Source organism: Nocardia amikacinitolerans, assembly GCF_900215415.1.
Lineage (GTDB): Bacteria > Actinomycetota > Actinomycetes > Mycobacteriales > Mycobacteriaceae > Nocardia > Nocardia amikacinitolerans.
Genome location: NZ_OBEG01000006.1, coordinates 43,265 through 61,207 on the forward strand (window position 1 = coordinate 43,265; position 17,943 = coordinate 61,207).

General features: G+C 70.4%; 21 protein-coding genes. 10 read left to right on the forward strand and 11 right to left on the reverse strand.

Features of this window, described 5'->3' with window-relative positions; all coding sequences use genetic code 11:
* Positions 1-18: 18 nt before the first annotated feature.
* Positions 19-573 (reverse strand): class I SAM-dependent methyltransferase, encoded by a 555-nt coding sequence (locus CRP45_RS24795; protein ID WP_097247240.1) that lies wholly within the window; start codon positions 571-573, stop codon positions 19-21.
* Between the two features lie 61 nt (positions 574-634).
* Positions 635-1,798 carry a lactate 2-monooxygenase gene (locus CRP45_RS24800; protein ID WP_097247241.1) on the reverse strand — a complete coding sequence of 388 codons (1,164 nt, stop codon included), beginning with the start codon at positions 1,796-1,798 and terminating at the stop codon, positions 635-637.
* 112 nt (positions 1,799-1,910) lie between these two features.
* Here CRP45_RS24800 and CRP45_RS24805 point away from each other — a divergent pair, with 112 nt between their 5' ends.
* From CRP45_RS24805 to CRP45_RS24815, 3 genes are all read left to right on the forward strand, one after another.
* Positions 1,911-2,951 (forward strand): Lrp/AsnC family transcriptional regulator, encoded by a 1,041-nt coding sequence (locus tag CRP45_RS24805; RefSeq protein ID WP_097247242.1) that lies wholly within the window; start codon positions 1,911-1,913, stop codon positions 2,949-2,951.
* A gap of 162 nt (positions 2,952-3,113) precedes the next feature.
* The gene (locus CRP45_RS24810; protein ID WP_067781416.1) at positions 3,114-3,668 is read left to right on the forward strand and encodes a type 1 glutamine amidotransferase domain-containing protein; all 555 of its coding nucleotides are present in this window, start codon (positions 3,114-3,116) and stop codon (positions 3,666-3,668) included.
* A 103-nt stretch (positions 3,669-3,771) separates the two neighbouring features.
* A complete protein-coding gene (locus CRP45_RS24815; protein WP_097247243.1) occupies positions 3,772-5,124 on the forward strand; it encodes a cytochrome P450 in 1,353 nt (450 codons plus the stop codon).
* Positions 5,125-5,252: 128 nt separating this feature from the next.
* Here CRP45_RS24815 and CRP45_RS24820 read toward each other — a convergent pair whose 3' ends face one another.
* Positions 5,253-5,789, reverse strand: coding sequence for a hypothetical protein (locus CRP45_RS24820; protein WP_097247244.1), 537 nt, complete (start codon positions 5,787-5,789; stop codon positions 5,253-5,255).
* Positions 5,790-5,968: 179 nt separating this feature from the next.
* On the opposite strand from CRP45_RS24820, the gene CRP45_RS24825 reads away from it, so the two are divergent.
* Together CRP45_RS24825 and CRP45_RS24830 are read left to right on the forward strand one after the other, a co-directional pair.
* Positions 5,969-6,745, forward strand: coding sequence for an ABC transporter permease (locus tag CRP45_RS24825; protein ID WP_097247245.1), 777 nt, complete (start codon positions 5,969-5,971; stop codon positions 6,743-6,745).
* A gap of 105 nt (positions 6,746-6,850) precedes the next feature.
* Positions 6,851-7,903, forward strand: coding sequence for an alpha/beta fold hydrolase (locus CRP45_RS24830; RefSeq protein ID WP_245910415.1), 1,053 nt, complete (start codon positions 6,851-6,853; stop codon positions 7,901-7,903).
* Between the two features lie 33 nt (positions 7,904-7,936).
* Here the strand turns inward: CRP45_RS24830 and CRP45_RS24835 are convergent, their stop codons facing one another.
* Together CRP45_RS24835 and CRP45_RS24840 are read right to left on the reverse strand one after the other, a co-directional pair.
* The gene (locus CRP45_RS24835; RefSeq protein WP_097247592.1) at positions 7,937-8,767 is read right to left on the reverse strand and encodes an SDR family oxidoreductase; all 831 of its coding nucleotides are present in this window, start codon (positions 8,765-8,767) and stop codon (positions 7,937-7,939) included.
* Between the two features lie 37 nt (positions 8,768-8,804).
* Positions 8,805-9,938: an AI-2E family transporter gene (locus CRP45_RS24840; RefSeq protein WP_097247247.1), complete on the reverse strand. Its 1,134-nt coding sequence runs from the start codon at positions 9,936-9,938 to the stop codon at positions 8,805-8,807.
* 167 nt (positions 9,939-10,105) lie between these two features.
* Between CRP45_RS24840 and CRP45_RS24845 the strand changes: the two genes are divergently transcribed.
* Both CRP45_RS24845 and CRP45_RS24850 read left to right on the forward strand, forming a co-directional pair.
* Positions 10,106-10,717, forward strand: a complete 612-nt coding sequence (locus CRP45_RS24845) for a flavodoxin family protein (RefSeq protein ID WP_067781434.1) — start codon at positions 10,106-10,108, stop codon at positions 10,715-10,717.
* Between the two features lie 73 nt (positions 10,718-10,790).
* Positions 10,791-11,117 carry a plasmid stabilization protein gene (locus CRP45_RS24850; RefSeq protein ID WP_067781437.1) on the forward strand — a complete coding sequence of 109 codons (327 nt, stop codon included), beginning with the start codon at positions 10,791-10,793 and terminating at the stop codon, positions 11,115-11,117.
* Here the strand turns inward: CRP45_RS24850 and CRP45_RS24855 are convergent.
* On the reverse strand, positions 11,114-11,701 hold the full coding sequence (locus CRP45_RS24855; RefSeq protein WP_097247248.1) for a TetR/AcrR family transcriptional regulator: 588 nt from the start codon (positions 11,699-11,701) through the stop codon (positions 11,114-11,116). The two genes, CRP45_RS24850 and CRP45_RS24855, sit on opposite strands and share 4 nt — an antisense overlap.
* A gap of 62 nt (positions 11,702-11,763) precedes the next feature.
* Between CRP45_RS24855 and CRP45_RS24860 the strand changes: the two genes are divergently transcribed.
* Both CRP45_RS24860 and CRP45_RS24865 read left to right on the forward strand, forming a co-directional pair.
* A complete protein-coding gene (locus CRP45_RS24860) occupies positions 11,764-12,288 on the forward strand; it encodes a hypothetical protein (RefSeq protein WP_143861538.1) in 525 nt (174 codons plus the stop codon).
* 17 nt (positions 12,289-12,305) lie between these two features.
* Entirely contained in the window at positions 12,306-12,851 is a 546-nt protein-coding gene (locus CRP45_RS24865) for an SRPBCC family protein (RefSeq protein WP_097247250.1), read from the forward strand.
* Between the two features lie 197 nt (positions 12,852-13,048).
* On the opposite strand, the gene CRP45_RS24870 is transcribed toward CRP45_RS24865, so the two are convergent.
* The 5 genes from CRP45_RS24870 to CRP45_RS24890 all read right to left on the reverse strand — a co-directional run bounded on the left by CRP45_RS24870 (position 13,049) and on the right by CRP45_RS24890 (position 16,798).
* Complete coding sequence (locus tag CRP45_RS24870; protein ID WP_097247251.1) at positions 13,049-13,912, reverse strand: NAD-dependent protein deacetylase; 864 nt, start codon at positions 13,910-13,912, stop codon at positions 13,049-13,051.
* Positions 13,913-13,938: 26 nt separating this feature from the next.
* Positions 13,939-14,526, reverse strand: a complete 588-nt coding sequence (locus CRP45_RS24875) for a TetR/AcrR family transcriptional regulator (protein WP_097247252.1) — start codon at positions 14,524-14,526, stop codon at positions 13,939-13,941.
* Positions 14,527-14,590: 64 nt separating this feature from the next.
* Entirely contained in the window at positions 14,591-15,115 is a 525-nt protein-coding gene (locus CRP45_RS24880; RefSeq protein WP_097247253.1) for a DoxX family protein, read from the reverse strand.
* A gap of 139 nt (positions 15,116-15,254) precedes the next feature.
* Positions 15,255-15,500, reverse strand: coding sequence for a microaggregate-binding protein 1 (mbp1, locus tag CRP45_RS24885; protein ID WP_097247254.1), 246 nt, complete (start codon positions 15,498-15,500; stop codon positions 15,255-15,257).
* Between the two features lie 128 nt (positions 15,501-15,628).
* Positions 15,629-16,798, reverse strand: coding sequence for a thiolase family protein (locus CRP45_RS24890; RefSeq protein WP_097247255.1), 1,170 nt, complete (start codon positions 16,796-16,798; stop codon positions 15,629-15,631).
* Positions 16,799-17,012: 214 nt separating this feature from the next.
* Between CRP45_RS24890 and CRP45_RS24895 the strand changes: the two genes are divergently transcribed.
* A complete protein-coding gene (locus tag CRP45_RS24895) occupies positions 17,013-17,909 on the forward strand; it encodes a bile acid:sodium symporter family protein (protein WP_097247593.1) in 897 nt (298 codons plus the stop codon).
* Positions 17,910-17,943 lie beyond the last annotated feature (34 nt).

Genomic DNA, 17,943 nt, shown 5'->3' on the forward strand with positions numbered 1-17,943 from the left:
CTCGACCGGTCGTCGCGATCAGGCCGCGCGTGCGGTCCACTGCGCGTACAGCCCGAACGGGTATCCGCGCGGACGCACCACCTTCCTGCGTATCGTCGGTTCGGCGAAACGCGCGCCCAGCGCGGTGCGCATCGACGCGTCGCGCACGAAGCGGAAGTCGTAGATCGCCAGCGTCCCGCGCGGGCGGAGCACCCGCCCGAGCTCGGCCGCCGCGGCGACCGGATCCGGCCACTCGTGCATGCTCAGGCTGGAGACGACGAGGTCGAAACTGTTGTCCGGGTAGGGAAGCGCACCCACGTCACCCACCGACAGTTCGACCTCGTGCCCGGTCAGATTGGTTCGGGCGTGCGCGATCATGTGCGGCGAGAGGTCCACCCCGTGCAACAGCAGATCGGGTCGTCTGCGCGCGAGGTGGGCCAGCAGCAAGCCGGGGCCGGTCCCCACGTCGAGCACCGCCTCGCCCGTCCCGGTGGACGCGGCCACCTCGTCGGCGATGTGCCGGTACAGCCCGCCGAGCAGTTTGGTGGCGCGCCGGTCGTAGCCGCGGCTTTCCTGTTCTCCGAAACCGGTCATCTCATCCCTTTCCTCAGGTCGACCCTCAGCGTGCGAGTTCAGGTCGACCTGAAGTCAAGGGCTAGACGGCGACTCGGCGCAGCGCGTCCCTGGTCAGCTCACCGAGATCGCGGTACCCGTCGACGGCCATGATCAGGTCGGCCTCGGCGAGCAACGCGCGCAGCACGTGCACGATGCCGTCGGCGCCGCCGAGCGCCAGGCCGTAGGCGTAGGGCCTGCCGACACCGACCGCCGACGCGCCCAACGCCAGCGCCTTGACGATGTGGTCGCCGCCGCGGACGCCCGAGTCGAACAGCACCGGCAGGCCGTCGGCCGCGTCGACGACTTCGGCGAGCATGTCCAGGGCGGGCAGTCCGCCGTTGGCCTGGCGGCCGCCGTGGTTGGAGCAGTAGATGCCGTCCACGCCACCGTCTTTCGCGCGGCGCGCGTCGTCGGGGTGGCAGATGCCCTTCACGATCAGCGGCAGCGTGGTGAGTTCGCGAAGCCACGGCAGGTCGGCCCAGGTGAGCGGATTGCCGAAGAGCTGGACCCAGCGCAGCACCGCGGCCTGGAGGTGTTCTTCCGGCGGGCCGGGCAGACCCGCGCGGAACACCGGATCGGTGAAATAGTTCGCCAGACAGTGCCCGCGCAGCTGGGGGAAGTTCGAGACGCCGAGATCGCGCGGGCGCCAGCCGGTGATCCAGGTGTCGAGCGTGACGACGATGCCCTTGTACCCCGCCTGCTCGGCCCGCTTCACCAGACTCGCGGCGAGATCCCGGTCGGTGGGTGTGTAGAGCTGGAAAAAGCCTGGCGTGTCACCCATTTCGGCGGCCACCTGCTCCAGCGGATCCACCGACAGCGTGGAGGCCACCATCGGGACGCCGGTGCGCGCCGCCGCGCGTGCGGTCGCCAGATCGCCGTGCCCGTCCTGGGCGCACAGACCGATCACGCCGATCGGGGCGAGGAAAACCGGTGCGGGCCAGCGCATTCCGAACAGTTCCACGGAGAGATCGCGCTCGGCGGCGCCGACGAACATGCGCGGCACGAGTCCCCACTGGTCGAACGCGGTCACGTTGGCGCGCTGCGTGCGTTCGTCACCGGCCCCGCCCGCCACGTACGACCACACCGAGGGCGGCAGCGCCGACTGCGCCTTGGCCTCGAGTTCGGCGAAGGACATCGGCAGCGTCGGCTGCACGCCACCGAGCCCGCGCAGGTAGATCTCGTTCTGGTAATCGGCGAAGGCCATTCGGGTTGCCCTTTCGTCTTCGGGCGCTGCACCGCGCCGCCGGGAGAAAGCATGCGGGCCCGGTCACTCGCCGCGACTAGAATGCAGGAATCAGGCACGATGGGAACCGCTGATGCAGGATGACGCCGCACTCCTGAGCGAGGACGAGCTCGCCCTGATCAACGCGTTGCAACTGCGACCGCGCGGTTCCTGGTCGGAACTGGGGCACGCGCTCGGCGTCGATCCGGTGACGGTGGCCCGGCGCTGGCAACGGCTCACCCGGCGCGGGGTGGCTTGGGTGAGTCCTTCGCCAGGTCCTCGGCTGCTCGACCAGATCACCGTCGCCTATGTCGAGATCGGCTGCACCGCCGACGCCGCGGCCGCGGTCAGCCGCAGCCTGTGCGAGCACCCGCACATGGTCACCGTGGAGCGGTGCGCGGGCACCTACAACCTGTTGGCCACCGTCGGCGCGCGCGATCTGGCCACCATGTCGCACTACACGCTGGACGTGCTGCCCGCCATCCCGCACGTCGCGGCGGTGCGGGCGCGGATCGTCACGCACATGTTCACCGAGGGCGGCCGCTGGCGCATCGACGCGCTCGCACCCGACCAACGCGCCGAACTGGACACCCCGCCGCCGCCACCGTCGGCGCCGGTGCGTGCGGTGAGCATCGATGACGCCGACCGCGCGATGCTCGCCCAGCTCGCCATGGACGGCCGGGCCTCGCACCAATACTTGGCGACGGTGGTCGGCGCCAGCGCCTCGACGGTGAAGCGCAGGCTGGACCGGCTCACCCGGCTCGGCCTGCTCCAGTTCCGCTGCGATTTCGCCCGCCCGCTCGGCGGCTGGCCGGTCGCGGTGACCCTGTGGCTGGACGTGCCGCCGGATCGGCTCGCCGAGATCGGCGACGCGATCGTCCGGCTTCCGCAGACCCGCAACTGCGCCGCCATCAGCGGCGGTCACAACCTGCTCATCCAGGCCAACCTGCACAGCCTGGCCGATATCCCGCGCCTGGAAGCCGGGTTGGCAGCCGCCCATCCCGCGCTGCGCATCGCGGAGCGCACCGTCACGTTGCGCCACGACAAGCTGTTCGGGCACATCCTGGATCCGCGCGGGCGCAGCAGGCGCGTGGTGCGTCCCGACATCTGGAGCGAGCCCGCGTCCGCGGGGTGATCCAGGCGTAGCGCCTTCGTTCCGGCTGTGCGCAACTCGTGCTCCTGAGGTCGGCGGTGGTGCGGAGCGGGCGCGGTGCGGTGGTGCGGCGAATGTTTAACGGCGGGGAATCGCGGCATGCCGACCAGGGGAGGGGTGCAGCGATCGCGAGAGGAGTTGCTCATGGCTGAATTGGACGGTGCGCGGGTGCTGGTCGTGACCTCGAACACCGGCGTCGAGCACGACGAGCTGCTGGTACCGCGCGACGAACTACGCGAACGCGGCGCGCGCGTGACCCACGCGGCGCCGAAATCGGAGGCGGTGCAGACCTTCCGGCACGACGTGGACAAAGACGAGGTGGTCTCGCCCGACGCCGCGCTGGACGCGGTGGACACCGACGACTTCGACGTGCTCGTGGTCCCCGGCGGCACCGTGAACGTGGACAAGCTGCGCGCCGACGATCGCGCCGTCGCGCTGGCCAAGGAATTCGCCGGTGCGGGCAAGCCGGTCGCCGCGATCTGCCACGGGCCGTGGCTGCTCGTCGAGGCGGATCTGCTGCGCGGCAAGACGCTGACCTCGTACCACTCGCTGCGCACCGATGTCGACAACGCGGGCGGCGCGTGGGTCGACGAGCCCGTGGTGCGCTCGCCCGAGAACGGCTGGACGCTGATCACCTCGCGCGCGCCCGGCGATCTGAGCGATTTCGTCGGCGCGATCTCCACCGAGTTGCGGGCGTAGCGGCGGGCGGTTCGACGCGCGCGTCGCCCGTTTCGGCCCGGCGGCCTCGGGTACGCGCTCGACGTCAGCCCTCGCGGAGGGCAGCGAAGCGGGAGGAGGCTGTATGGCAGGCACACACGGCAACCGGCTGGTGGGTGCGCGAGCGCTCGCGACTTTGGCCGACCTGGGGTTCGCATCGATCGCCTCGGGGGTGATCGCCCGCAGACGCGCGGTCATGGGCGTGCTGGAACGGACGCAGGCCGATCGGCGCGCGGTGGCGCGCATGCGCCGGTTGCGCGCCGAATTCGGCGCGGGCCCAGTCGAATTGGTGCTGCCGGGCCGTCGCGTCGTGATCGTGCTCGACCCGGACGACGTCGGAAGGGTGCTCGCGGACGCGCCGCGGCCGTTCGATCCCGCCAATCGCGAGAAGCGCGCCGCGCTGCGCCAATTCCAGCCGCACGGCGTGCTGCTCTCGGAGGGGCCGGTGCGCGCGCAGCGGCGGGCGGTGAACGAGGCGGCGCTGGACACCTCCGCGCCGTTGCATCGCCTCGCCGAACCGTTCGCCGAGATCATCGCCGACGAGGCACGCGACCTCACCGCGTCGGCGCTGCGCCGCGGCCACCTGAACGCCGACCAGTTCACCGCGGACTGGTGGCGGCTGGTCCGCAGGCTGGTGCTCGGCAGGCGCGGACGCGACGACGAGGCGATCACCGACGAACTGTGGAAGCTGCGCTCGGCCGCCAACTGGTCGTTCCTCGCGCTGCCGCAGCGCGGACGGCGGGATCGTTTCACCGAACGGCTCTACCGCTATGCGGAAGCGGCCGATCCGGACAGCCTGGTCGGCGCGCTGGCGGCGACCGCGGCGGGCGGCGCGGTGGATCCGGTCGGTCAGATTCCGCACTGGCTCTTCGCATTCGACGCGGCGGGGATCGCCACGAGCCGAGCCCTCGCGCTGCTGGCCACCCATCCGGATCAGCACGCCCGGGCGACCGCCGACGCCGTGGACCCGCACACCCCGCAGACCCGCGACTACCTGCGTGCCTGCGTCCTGGAGTCGGTGCGGCTCTGGCCGACGACGCCGGTCATCCTGCGCGACATCACCGAGGACACCCAGTGGCGGACAGGCGCGGACCGGTTCACCATCGAGGGCGGCGCGGCGCTGATGATCGTGGTCTCCGCGTTCCATCGCGACACCGAGCTGCTGCCCTTCGCCGACCGGTTCGCCCCCGACCTGTGGTTGGAGGGACTCGCGGAGCAGTACCCGCAGCTGGTGCCGTTCAGCGCGGGCCCGGCGGTGTGCCCCGGCCGCAACCTGGTGCTCTTCACCACCAGCACCCTGCTCGCCCACCTGGTGGACGCCGCCGACTACCGGCTTCGCTCCACCCCGTCGCTGTCGCCCGAAAGCACACTTCCGTTGACCCTCAACAACTTCGGCCTCGACTTCGCGATCACACCCGCGGTGACGCGCGCCAGGTGACCGGTCCTGAGCGCCGGGCGGTGCTGCCTCAGGTCCGTGGTGCGCGAATGGTTCGGAGCACTGCGCTGTGGATCACGTCCGGGCTCGCGGGTGGCTCCGCGCGGCGGCTCAGGAAACGGGGTGCCGGCTCAGGCGTACGCGGTGCGCAGGGCGAACCAACCGGTGGTCGGGTCCGCGAAGCCGTGGTAGACGAGCGGCGCGCGCTGGTCGAGAGCGAAGTGCCGGTAGACCGCGAGCATGGCCTGCCGGATGGACTCGGCCTGGAAGTCCTCGCTGCGGCGGAAGCCGATGCGGCGTTCGGGCAGCAGCGCCAGCCGGGCCACCTCGGCGCGGTCGCCGAGATCGAGTCCGAACGGATCGATGATCAGGTGGTCGTGCAGGATCGCGTGCAGCCGGTCGGGGTCGGGCAGGTGCGTGCTGCACGGGCGCAGCTCGGCGTGGATCGATGGTTCGGAGCGGCCGGGCACGGTCGGCGTCTCGAGCGAGTCGACGAGCGCGACATCGGGCCGCGGCGGCGCGTCGGGATCGTCGACGGTCGCCTGTTCCAGCAGATGCACGATGTTCCCGCCGGGCATCAGGGGTTCCGCGACGAGGAAGACGGTGACCGAGGGGCAGCGGCAACCCTGGCCGGTGAGACAGACCTTCGCGGGAAGCGGATAGGACATGTGTCCTCCTCCGGAAGCGGACGAGCGATCGGCGAGGGGCAACTGCATTGCGAGCCCACATTGCATGGTAATCCGCGACGAAGGCCGGTGACAGGGGTTCGCGGCGGGCCCGTTCAACGGCTGCGCGGCGGTCACCTCGTGTGTGATCGTTGGACGGTGAGCGCCCTCGCGGAGCACGGATGAACGCGGTGATACGGCCCGACCTCGGCCTCGCGGCGTTGTGCGTCGCGCTGGCGATCGGGGCGGCCGCGGTGTATCGGGTGGCGCGGCTGGGTTCACCGTTCGTGGCGCCCCGCGCGGCTCTTCGCGGCGCCGTGCAATTGGCGGTTGTCGCGCTCGTGTTGGCGGCGGCGCTGGCCAACCTGTGGTCGGCGATCCTGGTGCTCGCCGTCATGTTCGTCGCCGCGGTGGTGACCTCGGCGCGGCGCTCGGGTGCTGGGAAGTCCGCGCCGGGGCTGGCGCTGGCGCTTGGCGCTGGCGTCGGAGCGACGCTGCCGCCCATGTTGCTCAGCGGTGTGGTCCCGATGACGGGCGTGGCGGTGGTGCCGGTCGGCGGGATCGTTCTCGGCGGCGCCATGACCGCGACGTCGCTGGCGGCGCGGCGCGCCCTCGACGTGGTCGACCAGCGGCGCGGCGAGGTCGAAGCAGCGCTGAGCCTGGGCTTCACCGAGCGGGACGCGCGGCTGGAGGTGATCCGCCCGACCGCCGTCGACGCGCTGCTGCCCGGCGTCGACCAGACCCGCACGGTCGGATTGGTCACGCTGCCCGGTGCGTTCGTCGGCGTGCTGATCGCCAGCGGCTCGGCCATCCAGGCGGGCGCGGTCCAGATCCTGGTGCTCTCGGGTCTGTTGCTCGCCCAGACCTGCGCCGTCGCGGTCACCATCGAACTCGTCGCCCGCCATCGCGTCACCCGACAGTCGGGCGCGCACGTCGCCGGGGCGGGGAGCGGCCGGTGAAATCGGCCACCTAAATTGTAACTTCGAGTAACAGTTACTTACACTCGGTGCTGCTGGGAACGATCCGGCGATCGACTCGAATCCATCCGTGCACTGAGGAAAAGCGTGATCTTCACCGAGCTGGCGCGTGCGCTCGACAACGGCTGGGCGCTCACCTTCGGCGGTGGCGTCGAACCCGCCAACCCGACCCCCTCTACGGTGCTCTACGACGAGCCGCACCGGCAGCTGCGCCGCTACGAGGGCGCGCACGGCTCCGGCAACCCGGTTCTGCTCGTGCCGCCGCTCGCGGTGCACAGCTCCTGCTTCGATCTGCGCCAAGGGCAGAGCCTGGCCCAGTTCCTGCTCGACACCGGGCGTGCGCCCTACATCGTCGACTACGGCCGGATCACGTTCGCGGACCGGAATCTGGGCTTCGAGGAGTGGATCGACGACATCGTCCCGACCGCCATCGCCCGGGTCAGTGCCGAGCACGGCGGGGCCGAGGTCGATGTCATCGCCTGGTCGCTCGGCGGCACCCTGGCGCTGCTCACCGCCGCCGAGCACGCGGACCTGCCGATCGCCTCGGTCACCGCGCTCGGCACCCCGATCGATTACCGGCGCCACCCGATGCTCGCGCCATCCCGGCTGCTCGCCCGCGTGACCGGTGGCCGCGAAGTCGCCTGGTCCACCGCGTTGTTCGGCGGCATTCCGGCGTTCGCCGTGCAGCTCGGGTTCCGCGGCATGGCGCTGCCGCGGGAGCTCATGCGCCCGTGGTTCATCGCCCGCAATCTGGGTCGCAGCGAGGCCCTGGCGCGGATGGAGGCGATCGACCGGTTCATCGGACGGATGCCCGGCTATCCCGGCCGCCTGTACCGGCAGAACCACCGGCTGATGATCCTCGGCAACCACATGGCGAAGGGCAGTATCCCGCTCGGCCCGGATCGGGTGATCGAGATGGCCAAGGTGAGCTGCCGGGTGTTGCTCGTCGGCAGTCCCTCGGACAACATCGCGCCCGCCGCCACGGTCGCGCCGGGCGTGCGGGTGCTCACCGGCGCGGCCGAGGCCCGCTATGTCGAAGTGCCGCGCGCCAGCCACCTCGGGCTCGTCGCCGGGCCGGAGGCGGCCAGCTGGGCGGTCATCGACGAATTCTTGGGCAGTACCGTGCTCGCGAACCGCTGAGGTCTTCCCGGTCCCCGAGCGAACAGGGGACCCTCAGAGCCCCACCAGTCGGGCGCTCACCTCGTCCAATCGCTCGGCGAGCGCGTCGTCCTGAGCGCGGCGCGACGGAGTCTTGAGCGCGTTGTTCTGGAAATAGCGTCCGCTGTGCTCGGCGGGTTCCGGCGCCGTGGCGAGATAGGCGAGCCTGCGCCCGCCCTCGGCGGCCGGAAGCATGAAGAGCCGCTTGGCGATCGCCGCGAACGGCCTGCCCCACCACGGCATCGCGTCCCAGATCCCGGTCGCCACCGCACCGGGGTGGAAGGCGTTGACGGTCACCCCGGTGCCCTCCAGCCGCCGCGCCAGCGCGCGCACGTAGAGGATGTTGGCCAGCTTGGACTGGCTGTAGGCCTTCTCGCCGGAGTAGCCGCGCGACATGTTCAGGTCGTCGAAATCGAGGTTGGCGCCGTAGTGCATGACCGACGAGGTGAACAGGATGCGCGAGGGCGCGCTGCGCCGCAGCAGGTCGAGCAGCAGCTCGGTGAGCAGGTAGCCGCCGAGATGGTTGACCGCGAAGGTGGCCTCGATCTCGTCGTCGGTCAAGACGCGCTGCGGATAGAAGCCGCCCGCGTTGTTGGCGAGCACGTCGAGGCGGTCGTAGTTCGCGAGCACCTTTCCGGCCAGCTCGCGCACCGCGGACTGGCTCGCGAAATCGCACACCAGCGTGTCCACCTGTCCCGCGCCCGCTTCGCGGACCAGTCGTGCGGCACGGTCGAGCTTCTCGGGATTGCGTCCGACGAGTATCAGGTGATCGCCCGCTTCGCCCAGTTGCCGCGCGGCTTCCAGACCGATACCCGACGTCGCCCCCGTGATCAGGATCGTCTTCATGAAACCCACACTGCCACAGCGTCATGCGTCGCGGGGCTCACCGCGCGGGTTCGGTCTCCGTCTCGTCGTCCGGTTCCGGCGGCTGCGTCGCCTCGTCGATCTGCTCGCCCACGTAACGCAGCACGACCGCGACCATGGCGGCGACCGGCACCGCGAGGAACGCGCCGACGATGCCGTACAGCGAGCCGCCCGCCGTCACGGCGAGCAGCACCACCACCGCGTGCAGCTGCATGCTTCGGCTCTGCAACACCGGTTGCAGCACATTGCCTTCCAGCTGCTGCACGGCCAGGATGATGCCGAGCACGATCAACGCGGTCGTCACGCCGTTGGCGACCAACGCGACCAGCACCGCGAGCGCGCCTGCGACGAACGCTCCGACGATCGGGATGAAGCCGCCGAGGAAGGTCAGCACGGCGAGCACCGCGGCGAGCGGGACGCCGAGAATCACCAGGCCCGCGCCGATCAACACCGCGTCGATCAGGCTGACCAGTGCCTGGGTGCGGATGAAACCGCCGAGGGTGACCCAGATCCGGCTCAGCACCTCCTCGAAGTGCCTGCCGCCGCGGGACCCGGTCACGCTGTGCAGCCAGGGCATGAAGCGCGGCCCGTCCTTGACGAAGAAGAACGCCAGCACCAGCACAAGGAACAGGGTCACCAGCGCCGAGGTGGCGGTGGTGACGCCGCTGAAGACGCCGGTCGCGATCTGCTCGGCGCTGGACTGCAACCGGGAGACGATGGCGTCCACCGCGGAATCGAGCTGCTCGTCGCGGACGTTCAGCGGCGGGCCCTGCAACCAGTGCCGGACCCGGTTGACGCCCTCGGTCGCCTTGTCGGCCAACTCCGGCGCCTGATCCACCACCGAGGGCACGATCAGCGCGATCACTCCCGCGAGCAGACCGAGGAAGCCGAGTATCGACAGCGACGCGGCGAGCGCGGGCCGCAGACCGTGTTTCGTCAACCACCGGGTCGGCGGCCACAGCACGGTGGCGACGACGACGGCCAGCGCCACCGGCAGTACAACCACCCACAGGCGGGCGACGAGGAAGCCGAGCACCCAGGCGCCCGCGGCGATCGCGACTATGCACAGCGACCATTTGGCCAGCCAGAGCAGTCCGATGCCGATCACATCTCCGCGCTCGGGCGGCTCGAGTGTCTTCTTCGGCTCGGTCACGACATGCCCTCCACTCGCTGACGCCTCACCGGGCCAGTCTCGCACGATGCCGCCCGCGCGGCCGATCACCGGCCGGTCGCGGTGGCGGCGGCCCGGATTGCCCTGCGGATCTCCGGGTAGTGCCTCGAAGTAGGAGCAGGCCGAACGCGAACCGAGGAGGCCCGATCATGGCAGCACCGACCGCGCTGGCGCTGGTGTGCACGTTGAAGAAGTCACCGGGGGAATCCAGCAGCGAGCTCATCGCCAGGCAGGTGCTGGCGCGGCTGGCCGAGCACGACGTGAAGGGCGAGGTGCTTCGGCTCGTCGACTACGACATCCATCCCGGCATCACCGACGACGAGGGCGCGGGCGATCAGTGGCCGCGGGTACGCGAACAGATCATGGCCGCCGACATTCTGCTCGTCGCCACTCCGACCTGGCTCGGGCACATGTCCTCGGTGGCGCAGCGGATGCTGGAGCGGCTCGACGCCGAGCTGTCCAACACCGACGAGCAGGGGCGGCCCGCGATGGTCGGCAAGGTCGGGCTTGCCGCGGTCGTCGGCAACGAGGACGGCGCGCACAAGATCGTGGCCGATATGTTCCAGGCGCTCAACGACATCGGCTTCACCATCCCGGCGCAGGGCTGCACCTACTGGAACGGCCGCGCGATGGAGACCGTCGACTACGCGGACCTCGACGAGGTGCCCGAACCGGTCGCGAGCGCCACCGCCGCCATGGCGCGCAATGCCGCGCACCTCGCCCGGCTGCTCGCCGACCAGCGCTATCCCGCTTACAAGTAGTGGATTTCTCTCGGCGAGAGCAGGTTTCTCCGGCATATCCCGGGTATCCGATGGACGAGGAGGTGTGTGTGACATGCCGAAGGAATGGACCGACAAACAGGAACGGCAGTACGAACACATCAAGGACTCGGCGCAGGACCGCGGCGCGAGCACCAAGCGCGCCAAGGAGATCGCGGCCCGCACCGTCAACAAGAACCGCGCGCAGTCCGGCCAGAGCAAGACCGCGAGCCGGTCCTCGGTCAAGGACAAGTCGCCGCAGCAGCGCGGCGGGCAGCGTTCGGGACGCAGCGGCCCGAAGGGTCCGACCAGGGACCAGCTGTACAACGAGGCCAAGAAGCGCAATATCAAGGGCCGCTCCAAGATGACCAAGAAGCAGCTGGAGAGCGCACTCGGCCGTTAGTCCGGCGCGCCGAGCAGCGCCGCGGCGGCCTGCTCGGCGAGATCGGCGGCGTGGTCCGGAATCTCCTGTCCGGCACGTAGATACCGCCGGACCAGGGCGTAGGGCAGGTCGACCACGGCGAGCAGCACGCGGTCGGTGGCTCGGGCGCCCTCGTCGCCGGTGCGCGCGATCAACTCGGTCAGCGCGTTCTGTATCGCGGCATTGGCCCGCGCGGTGTCCGCGCGCGCCGCTTCGCTCCAGTCCAGTTCGCCCAGTTCCCGCGCCCCCGCGAGCAACACGGCCGCCTCGCGGGGGTTTCGCCGTGCCCAGTCGAGGGTCGCGCGTGCGCCGCGGCGGATCGCCTCCTCGGGCGGATCGATGGTCAACACGGCGAGCAGTTCGTCGCGGAACCGGCCCAGCGTGCGGGTCCACAGCGCGGCGAGCAGCGCGGGCCGATCCGGAAACCGGTGGTAGACCGACCCGCTCGGCGCGCCGACCGCCTTGGCCACCGCCGACATGGTGACCGCGGCAGGCCCCCCCGCGGCGAGGAGTTCGGCCGCGGCGTCCAGCAGCCGGTCGGCGTCGTGCTTCGGGGGTCTTCCCATGTATTGGAGGATATGCTCTAATTCTGTTTTAGAGATAACTCTCTAAAACGGAGGTGGATCGGATGGTGCTGGACACCGGGATCGAACCGCCCGCGTGGGCCCGATGGGCGGCGTGGGGAACCGTCGCGGCCGTCGCGCCCTCGGCGGTGTGGCGGGTGCTCGTCGGGATCGGTGTCGATCTCGGGTGGAGCGACGAGCAATTGGCTTTCCAACACATTCCCGGCGGCGGGACGGTGTACGTCATCGGGTTGAGCGTGGCGTCGTTGTCTTGTGCCGCACTGACTTTCGCGTTGGTGTCGCCATGGGGCGAGCGGTTCCCGCGCTGGTTCGGGTCCCTCGCGGGCCGTCGGGTGCCGCCCGCGCTGCCCGCGGTCACCGCGACGGCGGGCGCGGTGGCGGTGCTGCTCATCGTCGCGATGAGCGCGCGGAACTGGGACCGGGTCAGCGGTTTCGCGGATCGGCCCGACTCCGGCTGGGCCCGGTTGATGGTCGCCTGCTACGCGCCCGCCGCACTGTGGCCGGTCCTGCTGTTGGCCGTCACCGCCGACTACTGGAGGCGCCACCGCCGCCTCTCCGCGCACGGCTGAAGAAGGAGCGAAAAACCATGGCCGTCATCAATATTCACGTGCGGCGCCTGCCCGCACCCGCCGCGGAGGTCGGGGCGTTGCTCGACTCGCTGGCGAGTGAGGGCGATCGCCTGTGGCCCGCCCCTGCCTGGCCGCCGATGCGCTTCGACCGCCCGCTCGGGGTCGGCGCGGTCGGCGGGCACGGCCCGGTCCGCTACACCGTGGAGCACTACGAACCCGGGCGGTGGGTGCGCTTCCGGTTCACCGGTCCCCGCGGCTTCGACGGCTTCCACGAATTCACCGTTCAACCGGCCGATGGCGGTACCGACCTGATCCACCTGCTCGCCATGCACGCTCGCGGGCCCGCCCGCCTCACCTGGCCGCTGGCTTTCCGCTGGATGCACGACGCCTGCCTGGAGGACAGCTTCGACCGTGCCGAACGCGCTCTCACCGGCTCGGTTCGTCACCCTGCCCGGTGGACCCTGCTCGTTCGCGTCCTCCGCTGGATCGCCGAGCGGGCGGAAGGATCCGAACCGGTTGCACCCGAGTCCGTTTCGGCCATAAAGGCAGCCGCCGCCGGTTAGCGGTCGCGCCGACCCCGCCCGTCTCGAGTCCAATCCGGCGGCTCCGCTGCACAGATCGCCGCCAACCGCGTCGTCGTCGGAGGCGCAGCCCTCGTATCCGGGGATGCAGCCCAGACAGTGCTCGGGCGCGGCAGTCGGGGCCTCCGGAGCACGCTCGTGCCACGAGATCGTGCCGAATAAGCAACAGCTACAACGGTTTACATTCGCCCGGGCGCCTGTGCCCCGCCGGCTGCCGCAGCGAGCGCGTCGAGGGCTTCTGAGCATCCGGTGTCGAGTGTGTGCGTGGCGTATTCGTCGCCGCGGGTCCGGCCGCGGTTGACGATCACCACCGGACAGCCGTTCTTCGCGGCGCGACGGACGAAGCGCAGACCGGACATGACGGTGAGGGAGGAGCCCGTGACCAGCAGCGCGTCGGCCTCGTCGACGAGGTCGAAGGCGGCGGCGACGCGCTCCTTCGGCACGTTCTCGCCGAAGTAGACGATGTCGGGCTTGAGCATCCCGCCGCAGCGGGCGCAGTCGACCATGCGGAAGCTCTCGGTGTCGGCGACCACGGCGTCGGCGTCCGGTGCGACCTCGATGCCGGTGGCGGTGGCGGCCTCGGCGAAGCCGGGATTGGCCGCTTCCAGCCGGTCGGCCAGCGTCATCCGGGAGATCAGCGCGGAACATCTGAGGCACCGCACGCGAGCGTAGGTGCCGTGCAGGTCGATCACCCTGCGGTGACCCGCCTTCGTGTGCAGCATGTCGACGTTCTGTGTGATCAGGCCGGTGACGACGCCGAGCCGTTCCAGCTGGGCGAGCGCCCGGTGTCCCGCGTTGGGCCGGGCGGCGTCCATTCGGCGCCAGCCGATGTGATTGCGCGCCCAATAGCGTTGGCGGAAGGCGGCGTCGCCGACGAACTGCTGGTAGGTCATGGGATTGCGGGGCGGCGAATCGGGGCCGCGATAGTCGGGGATGCCGCTGTCGGTGGACAGGCCCGCGCCCGTCAGCACCGCGACCCGGCGATCGGCGAGCACCTCGGCCAACCGCTCCAGCTCAGCGTCGGTCGACGTGCTGCGCGACATGGTCGCATCGTAGGTGACGTCGGAGGTCAGGCGTGCACGGTGATGCTCAACCGGGGGCGCTCGGTCTCGTCCGGCGCGGCGACCCGCTCCCACACCGCCTCGACCAGCGGCGCGAGCAGCAGCTCCCCGAGCTGCCTGATCAGCATCGAGACGACCTGCGTCGACTCGCGGCGGTCGGTGGAGGCGACGCCGGCCTCGCGCAGTCCGATCACTTCGCGGCGGGTCAACTCGACCAGCGACTCGAGCAGTTCGGCCCGCGTCCCGGACGGTTCGAGCACCGCGCGCCGGATGTAGTTCACCACCGCCGGATTGGCCGCCAGCATCCGCCGCACCGCCTCGTCCCGCGCGGCGGCGACCTGCGCAGTGTCGCCCTCCACCGGCACGGCCGCGACGGTGTGCGCGAAATAGTCGACGATCAGCTGATCGACCGCAGCCTCCAAGCCCGCCTTCGTCTTGAAGTGGTGCTGGACCAGGCCGAGCGTGACGCCCGCCTCGGCCGCCACCGCGCGCAGCGACACCCGCTCCGCGCCGTACTGGGCGTACAGGTCCATGGCCGCGTTCCTGATCCGCGCCTTCGCGGTCAAATCCTCGTTGGTCGCCCGCGGATCAACCATGTGCCCTCGCCTCGTCGTGCCTGCTTCGGTGGCGGCGATTCTACGGTCGAGGGTGATCTGCGAATCAGTCGCGCACGAGCAGCACGATGGCCGCCGTGATCAGGCCGAGGGCGATCGCGGCGAACCCGTAGGCCACGCGGTAGGGGCGCAGGAAAGGCAGTGCGCTGTCGACGGCGAAGCGGCCGGGGCCGGTCAGCGCGATCGCGGCGGCCGAGCAGGCGATCAGCACTTCGTATTCGATGCCGCCCTTTTCGCCGAAGAACCCGCCGCCCCATTTGACGGCGATCGCGTTGATCATGACGCCGAGGATGGCCGCCGCGCCCAGCGGAGTGAACAGGCCGATGGCCACCGCCAAGCCGCCGAAGGCCTCGGACGCGCCCGCGAGAATCGCGGCGGCCTTGCCCGCCGGATAGCCCTGCGAGGTGAAGAACGCGGCGGTGCGGTCCAGGCCGTTGCCGCCGAACCAGCCGAAGAGCTTCTGCGCGCCGTGCGCGGCCATCGTCAGGCCGAGGGCGAGGCGCAGGACGAGCAGGCCCAGGTCGATGCCGAGCGTGCTCGCGGTTGTGGTCGGTGCTGTCGTGGTCGTCATGGCGAGGTCCTCTCTCGTCCACAAGCTGCCTGACCTAACGCAACGGTACGCCCGGGGCACTGCCCGATGTGCCGAATCCGGCCCAGAACGCGCTGGTGGGCGGGTCGTGCGACCCGCCCACCGAGCGATGCGTCAGCGATCAGTCGCCGCGCTGGTACGCCTGCTGGCGCGCCTCGTCGACCTTGGCTTCCGCCCGTGCCTTCTCCGCGGCGGCTTCCTTTTGTGCGGCCTCACGCTGGGATTCGGCCTTGTCCTGCTGGACGCGGCCTTCCTTCTCCAGGTCCTGGTTGCCGGTGACGATGCCCGCGGCCTCCTTGACCTTGCCCTTGACATCCTCGACGACGCCCTTGACACCTTCGCGGGGACCACTTTCGTGCTTCGACACGATGTCTACCTCCGAAATATCGGTTGTCGGCTGACACATGCCGCATACCCGGTCTCGAGGACCTCAATCGCCGTCCAGCTCGTCGCGCTTCCACGCGCCCGTGAGCAGCAACGGAAGCGCTGCCTGGATCATCCGAGGCGCTCGATGACGGTCGCGTTGGCCAACCCGCCCGCCTCGCACATGGTCATCAGGCCGTAGCGTCCCTGCGTCTGCTCGAGATGGTTGACCAGGGTGGCCAGAATGCGGGTGCCGGACGCGCCGAGGGGGTGGCCGAGGGCGATCGCGCCGCCGCGCGGGTTCAGCTTGGCGGCATCGGCGCCGAGTTCGTGCTGCCAGACCAGCGGCACCGGCGCGAACGCCTCGTTCACCTCGTAGGCGTCGATGTCGTCGATGCCGAGCCCGGCGCGCTCCAGCACCTTGCGGGTGGCCGGGACGACGGCGGTGAGCATCAGCAGCGGATCGTCGCCGAGCACGGCGAAGGAGTGGAACCGGGCGCGCGGGCGCAGACCCAGCTTGGTCGCGGTCTCCTCGCTCATGATCAACGCGGCCGAGGCGCCGTCGGTCAGCGGCGACGAGTTGCCCGGGGTGATCGACCATTCGATCTCGGGGAAGCGCGCCTTGTACTGCTCGTCGACGAAGGCGGGACGCAGTCCGGCAAGGCCATCGGCGGTGGTGGTGGCGCGGATGGTCTCGTCGGCGGTCAGCGTGCCCGCCGCGACCAGCTCGTTGTCGAATCCGCCCGCGGCGGCGGTCTCGGCGGCAAGCCGGTGCGAACGCGCCGCGAATTCGTCGAGCGCGGCGCGGTCGAACTTCCACCGGGCGGCGATCACCTCGGCGGAAATGCCCTGCTGGACGAGGCCTTCCGGGTAACGATGGGCGATCGGGCCGCGGTTGGCGTCCTTGCCCTGCGCGTTGGAGAACATCGGCGCCCTGCTCATCGACTCCACGCCGCAGGCGATGGCGATGTCGTAGGCGCCCGCGATGACGCCCTGCGCGGCGAAGTGCGCGGCCTGCTGCGAGGAGCCGCACTGGCGGTCCACGGTGGTGGCGGGCACCGACTCGGGGAAGCCCGCGGCGAGCACGGCGGTGCGCGAGATGTTGAACGCCTGCTCACCGGCCTGGGTGACGCATCCGCCCACCACGTCGTCGACCAGCGCCGGATCCAGATCGTTGCGCGAGACGAGCTCGGCGAGCGCACCCGCGAGCAGCGTCGCGGGATGCACGTCCGACAGACCTCCGCCCGGCTTGCCCTTGCCCGAGGGGGTGCGGACGACGTCCACGATGACGGCGGACCTCATAGCTGTCTCCGATCAACTAAGTTAACTCGCATTCTCCTCTAAGTTAACACGGATTCACCTACAGCCGTAATGGTGACCAAGGTATTGGGGGCAGCGAAGCCGCCCGGCGCGGCCGAGTAGCCGCGCGGATCTACGAGACCGGCACGTAGCATCGTGCTACACAGGTTCGGTGGCCGGCGGGGATGTTGGGCCGCATCGACATGACGAGGTGTTCGTGGACAGCTGGCCGGTCACCGTCGCGTTGCCGATGGTCTTGGCGCTCATCATGTTCGGGCTCGGGCTCGCGCTGACGGCGGACGATTTCACCAGGGTGGTGCGGTATCCGCGCGCGGTGGTCGTCGCGCTGACCTGCCAGCTCGTCGTCCTGCCCGCGATAGCGTTCGGGCTGGTGATCGCGGTGGGACTCGGCCCGGCCCCCGCGGTGGGGGTGATGCTGCTGATGGCCTCGCCGGGCGGCGCGACGGCGAACCTGCTCAGCCACCTGTTCCGCGGCGACGTCGCGCTGAATGTGACGCTCACGGCGGTGAATTCGGTGCTCTCCGTGCTCACGCTGCCGTTGGTGACCAACTTCGCGCTCGGCTATTTCGCGCCGCCCGGCGCCGACGGCATCGGCCTGCAATTCGGCAAGGTGGCCCAGGTCTTCGCGTTGGTGTTGATTCCGGTCGCGGCGGGCATGGTGGCCAGGCGGCTGCGGCCCGGTTTCGCCGACCGGATGGACCGGCCGGTGCGGATCGTGTCGGTGGCGTTCCTCGCGGTGGTGACGCTCGCGGCGCTGGTGGCCGAACGCGGGAACGTGCTCGGCTATCTGGCGGCGGTCGGCCTCGTGGTCGCGCTGCTGTGCGTGACCAGCCTCGGCGTCGGCTACTTCGTGCCGAAGGCGTTCGGTGTCACGCGCAGCCAGGCCATCGCGTGCTCGATGGAGGTCGGTATCCACAACAGCGCGCTGGCGATGACCATCGCCATCAGCGTGCTCGGCGACATCAGGATGGCAGTGCCTGCGGGCGTCTACGGCATCGTCATGCTGCCCATCGCCTACGTCGCGGGCTCGGCGATCAGCCGCAGAATCCGGCGCGAGGAGACCGTCGAGCCCGCGGTGATCTCGGGTACCTGAGTTCCCGGCTCAGTCGGAGGAACTGGAGACCTCC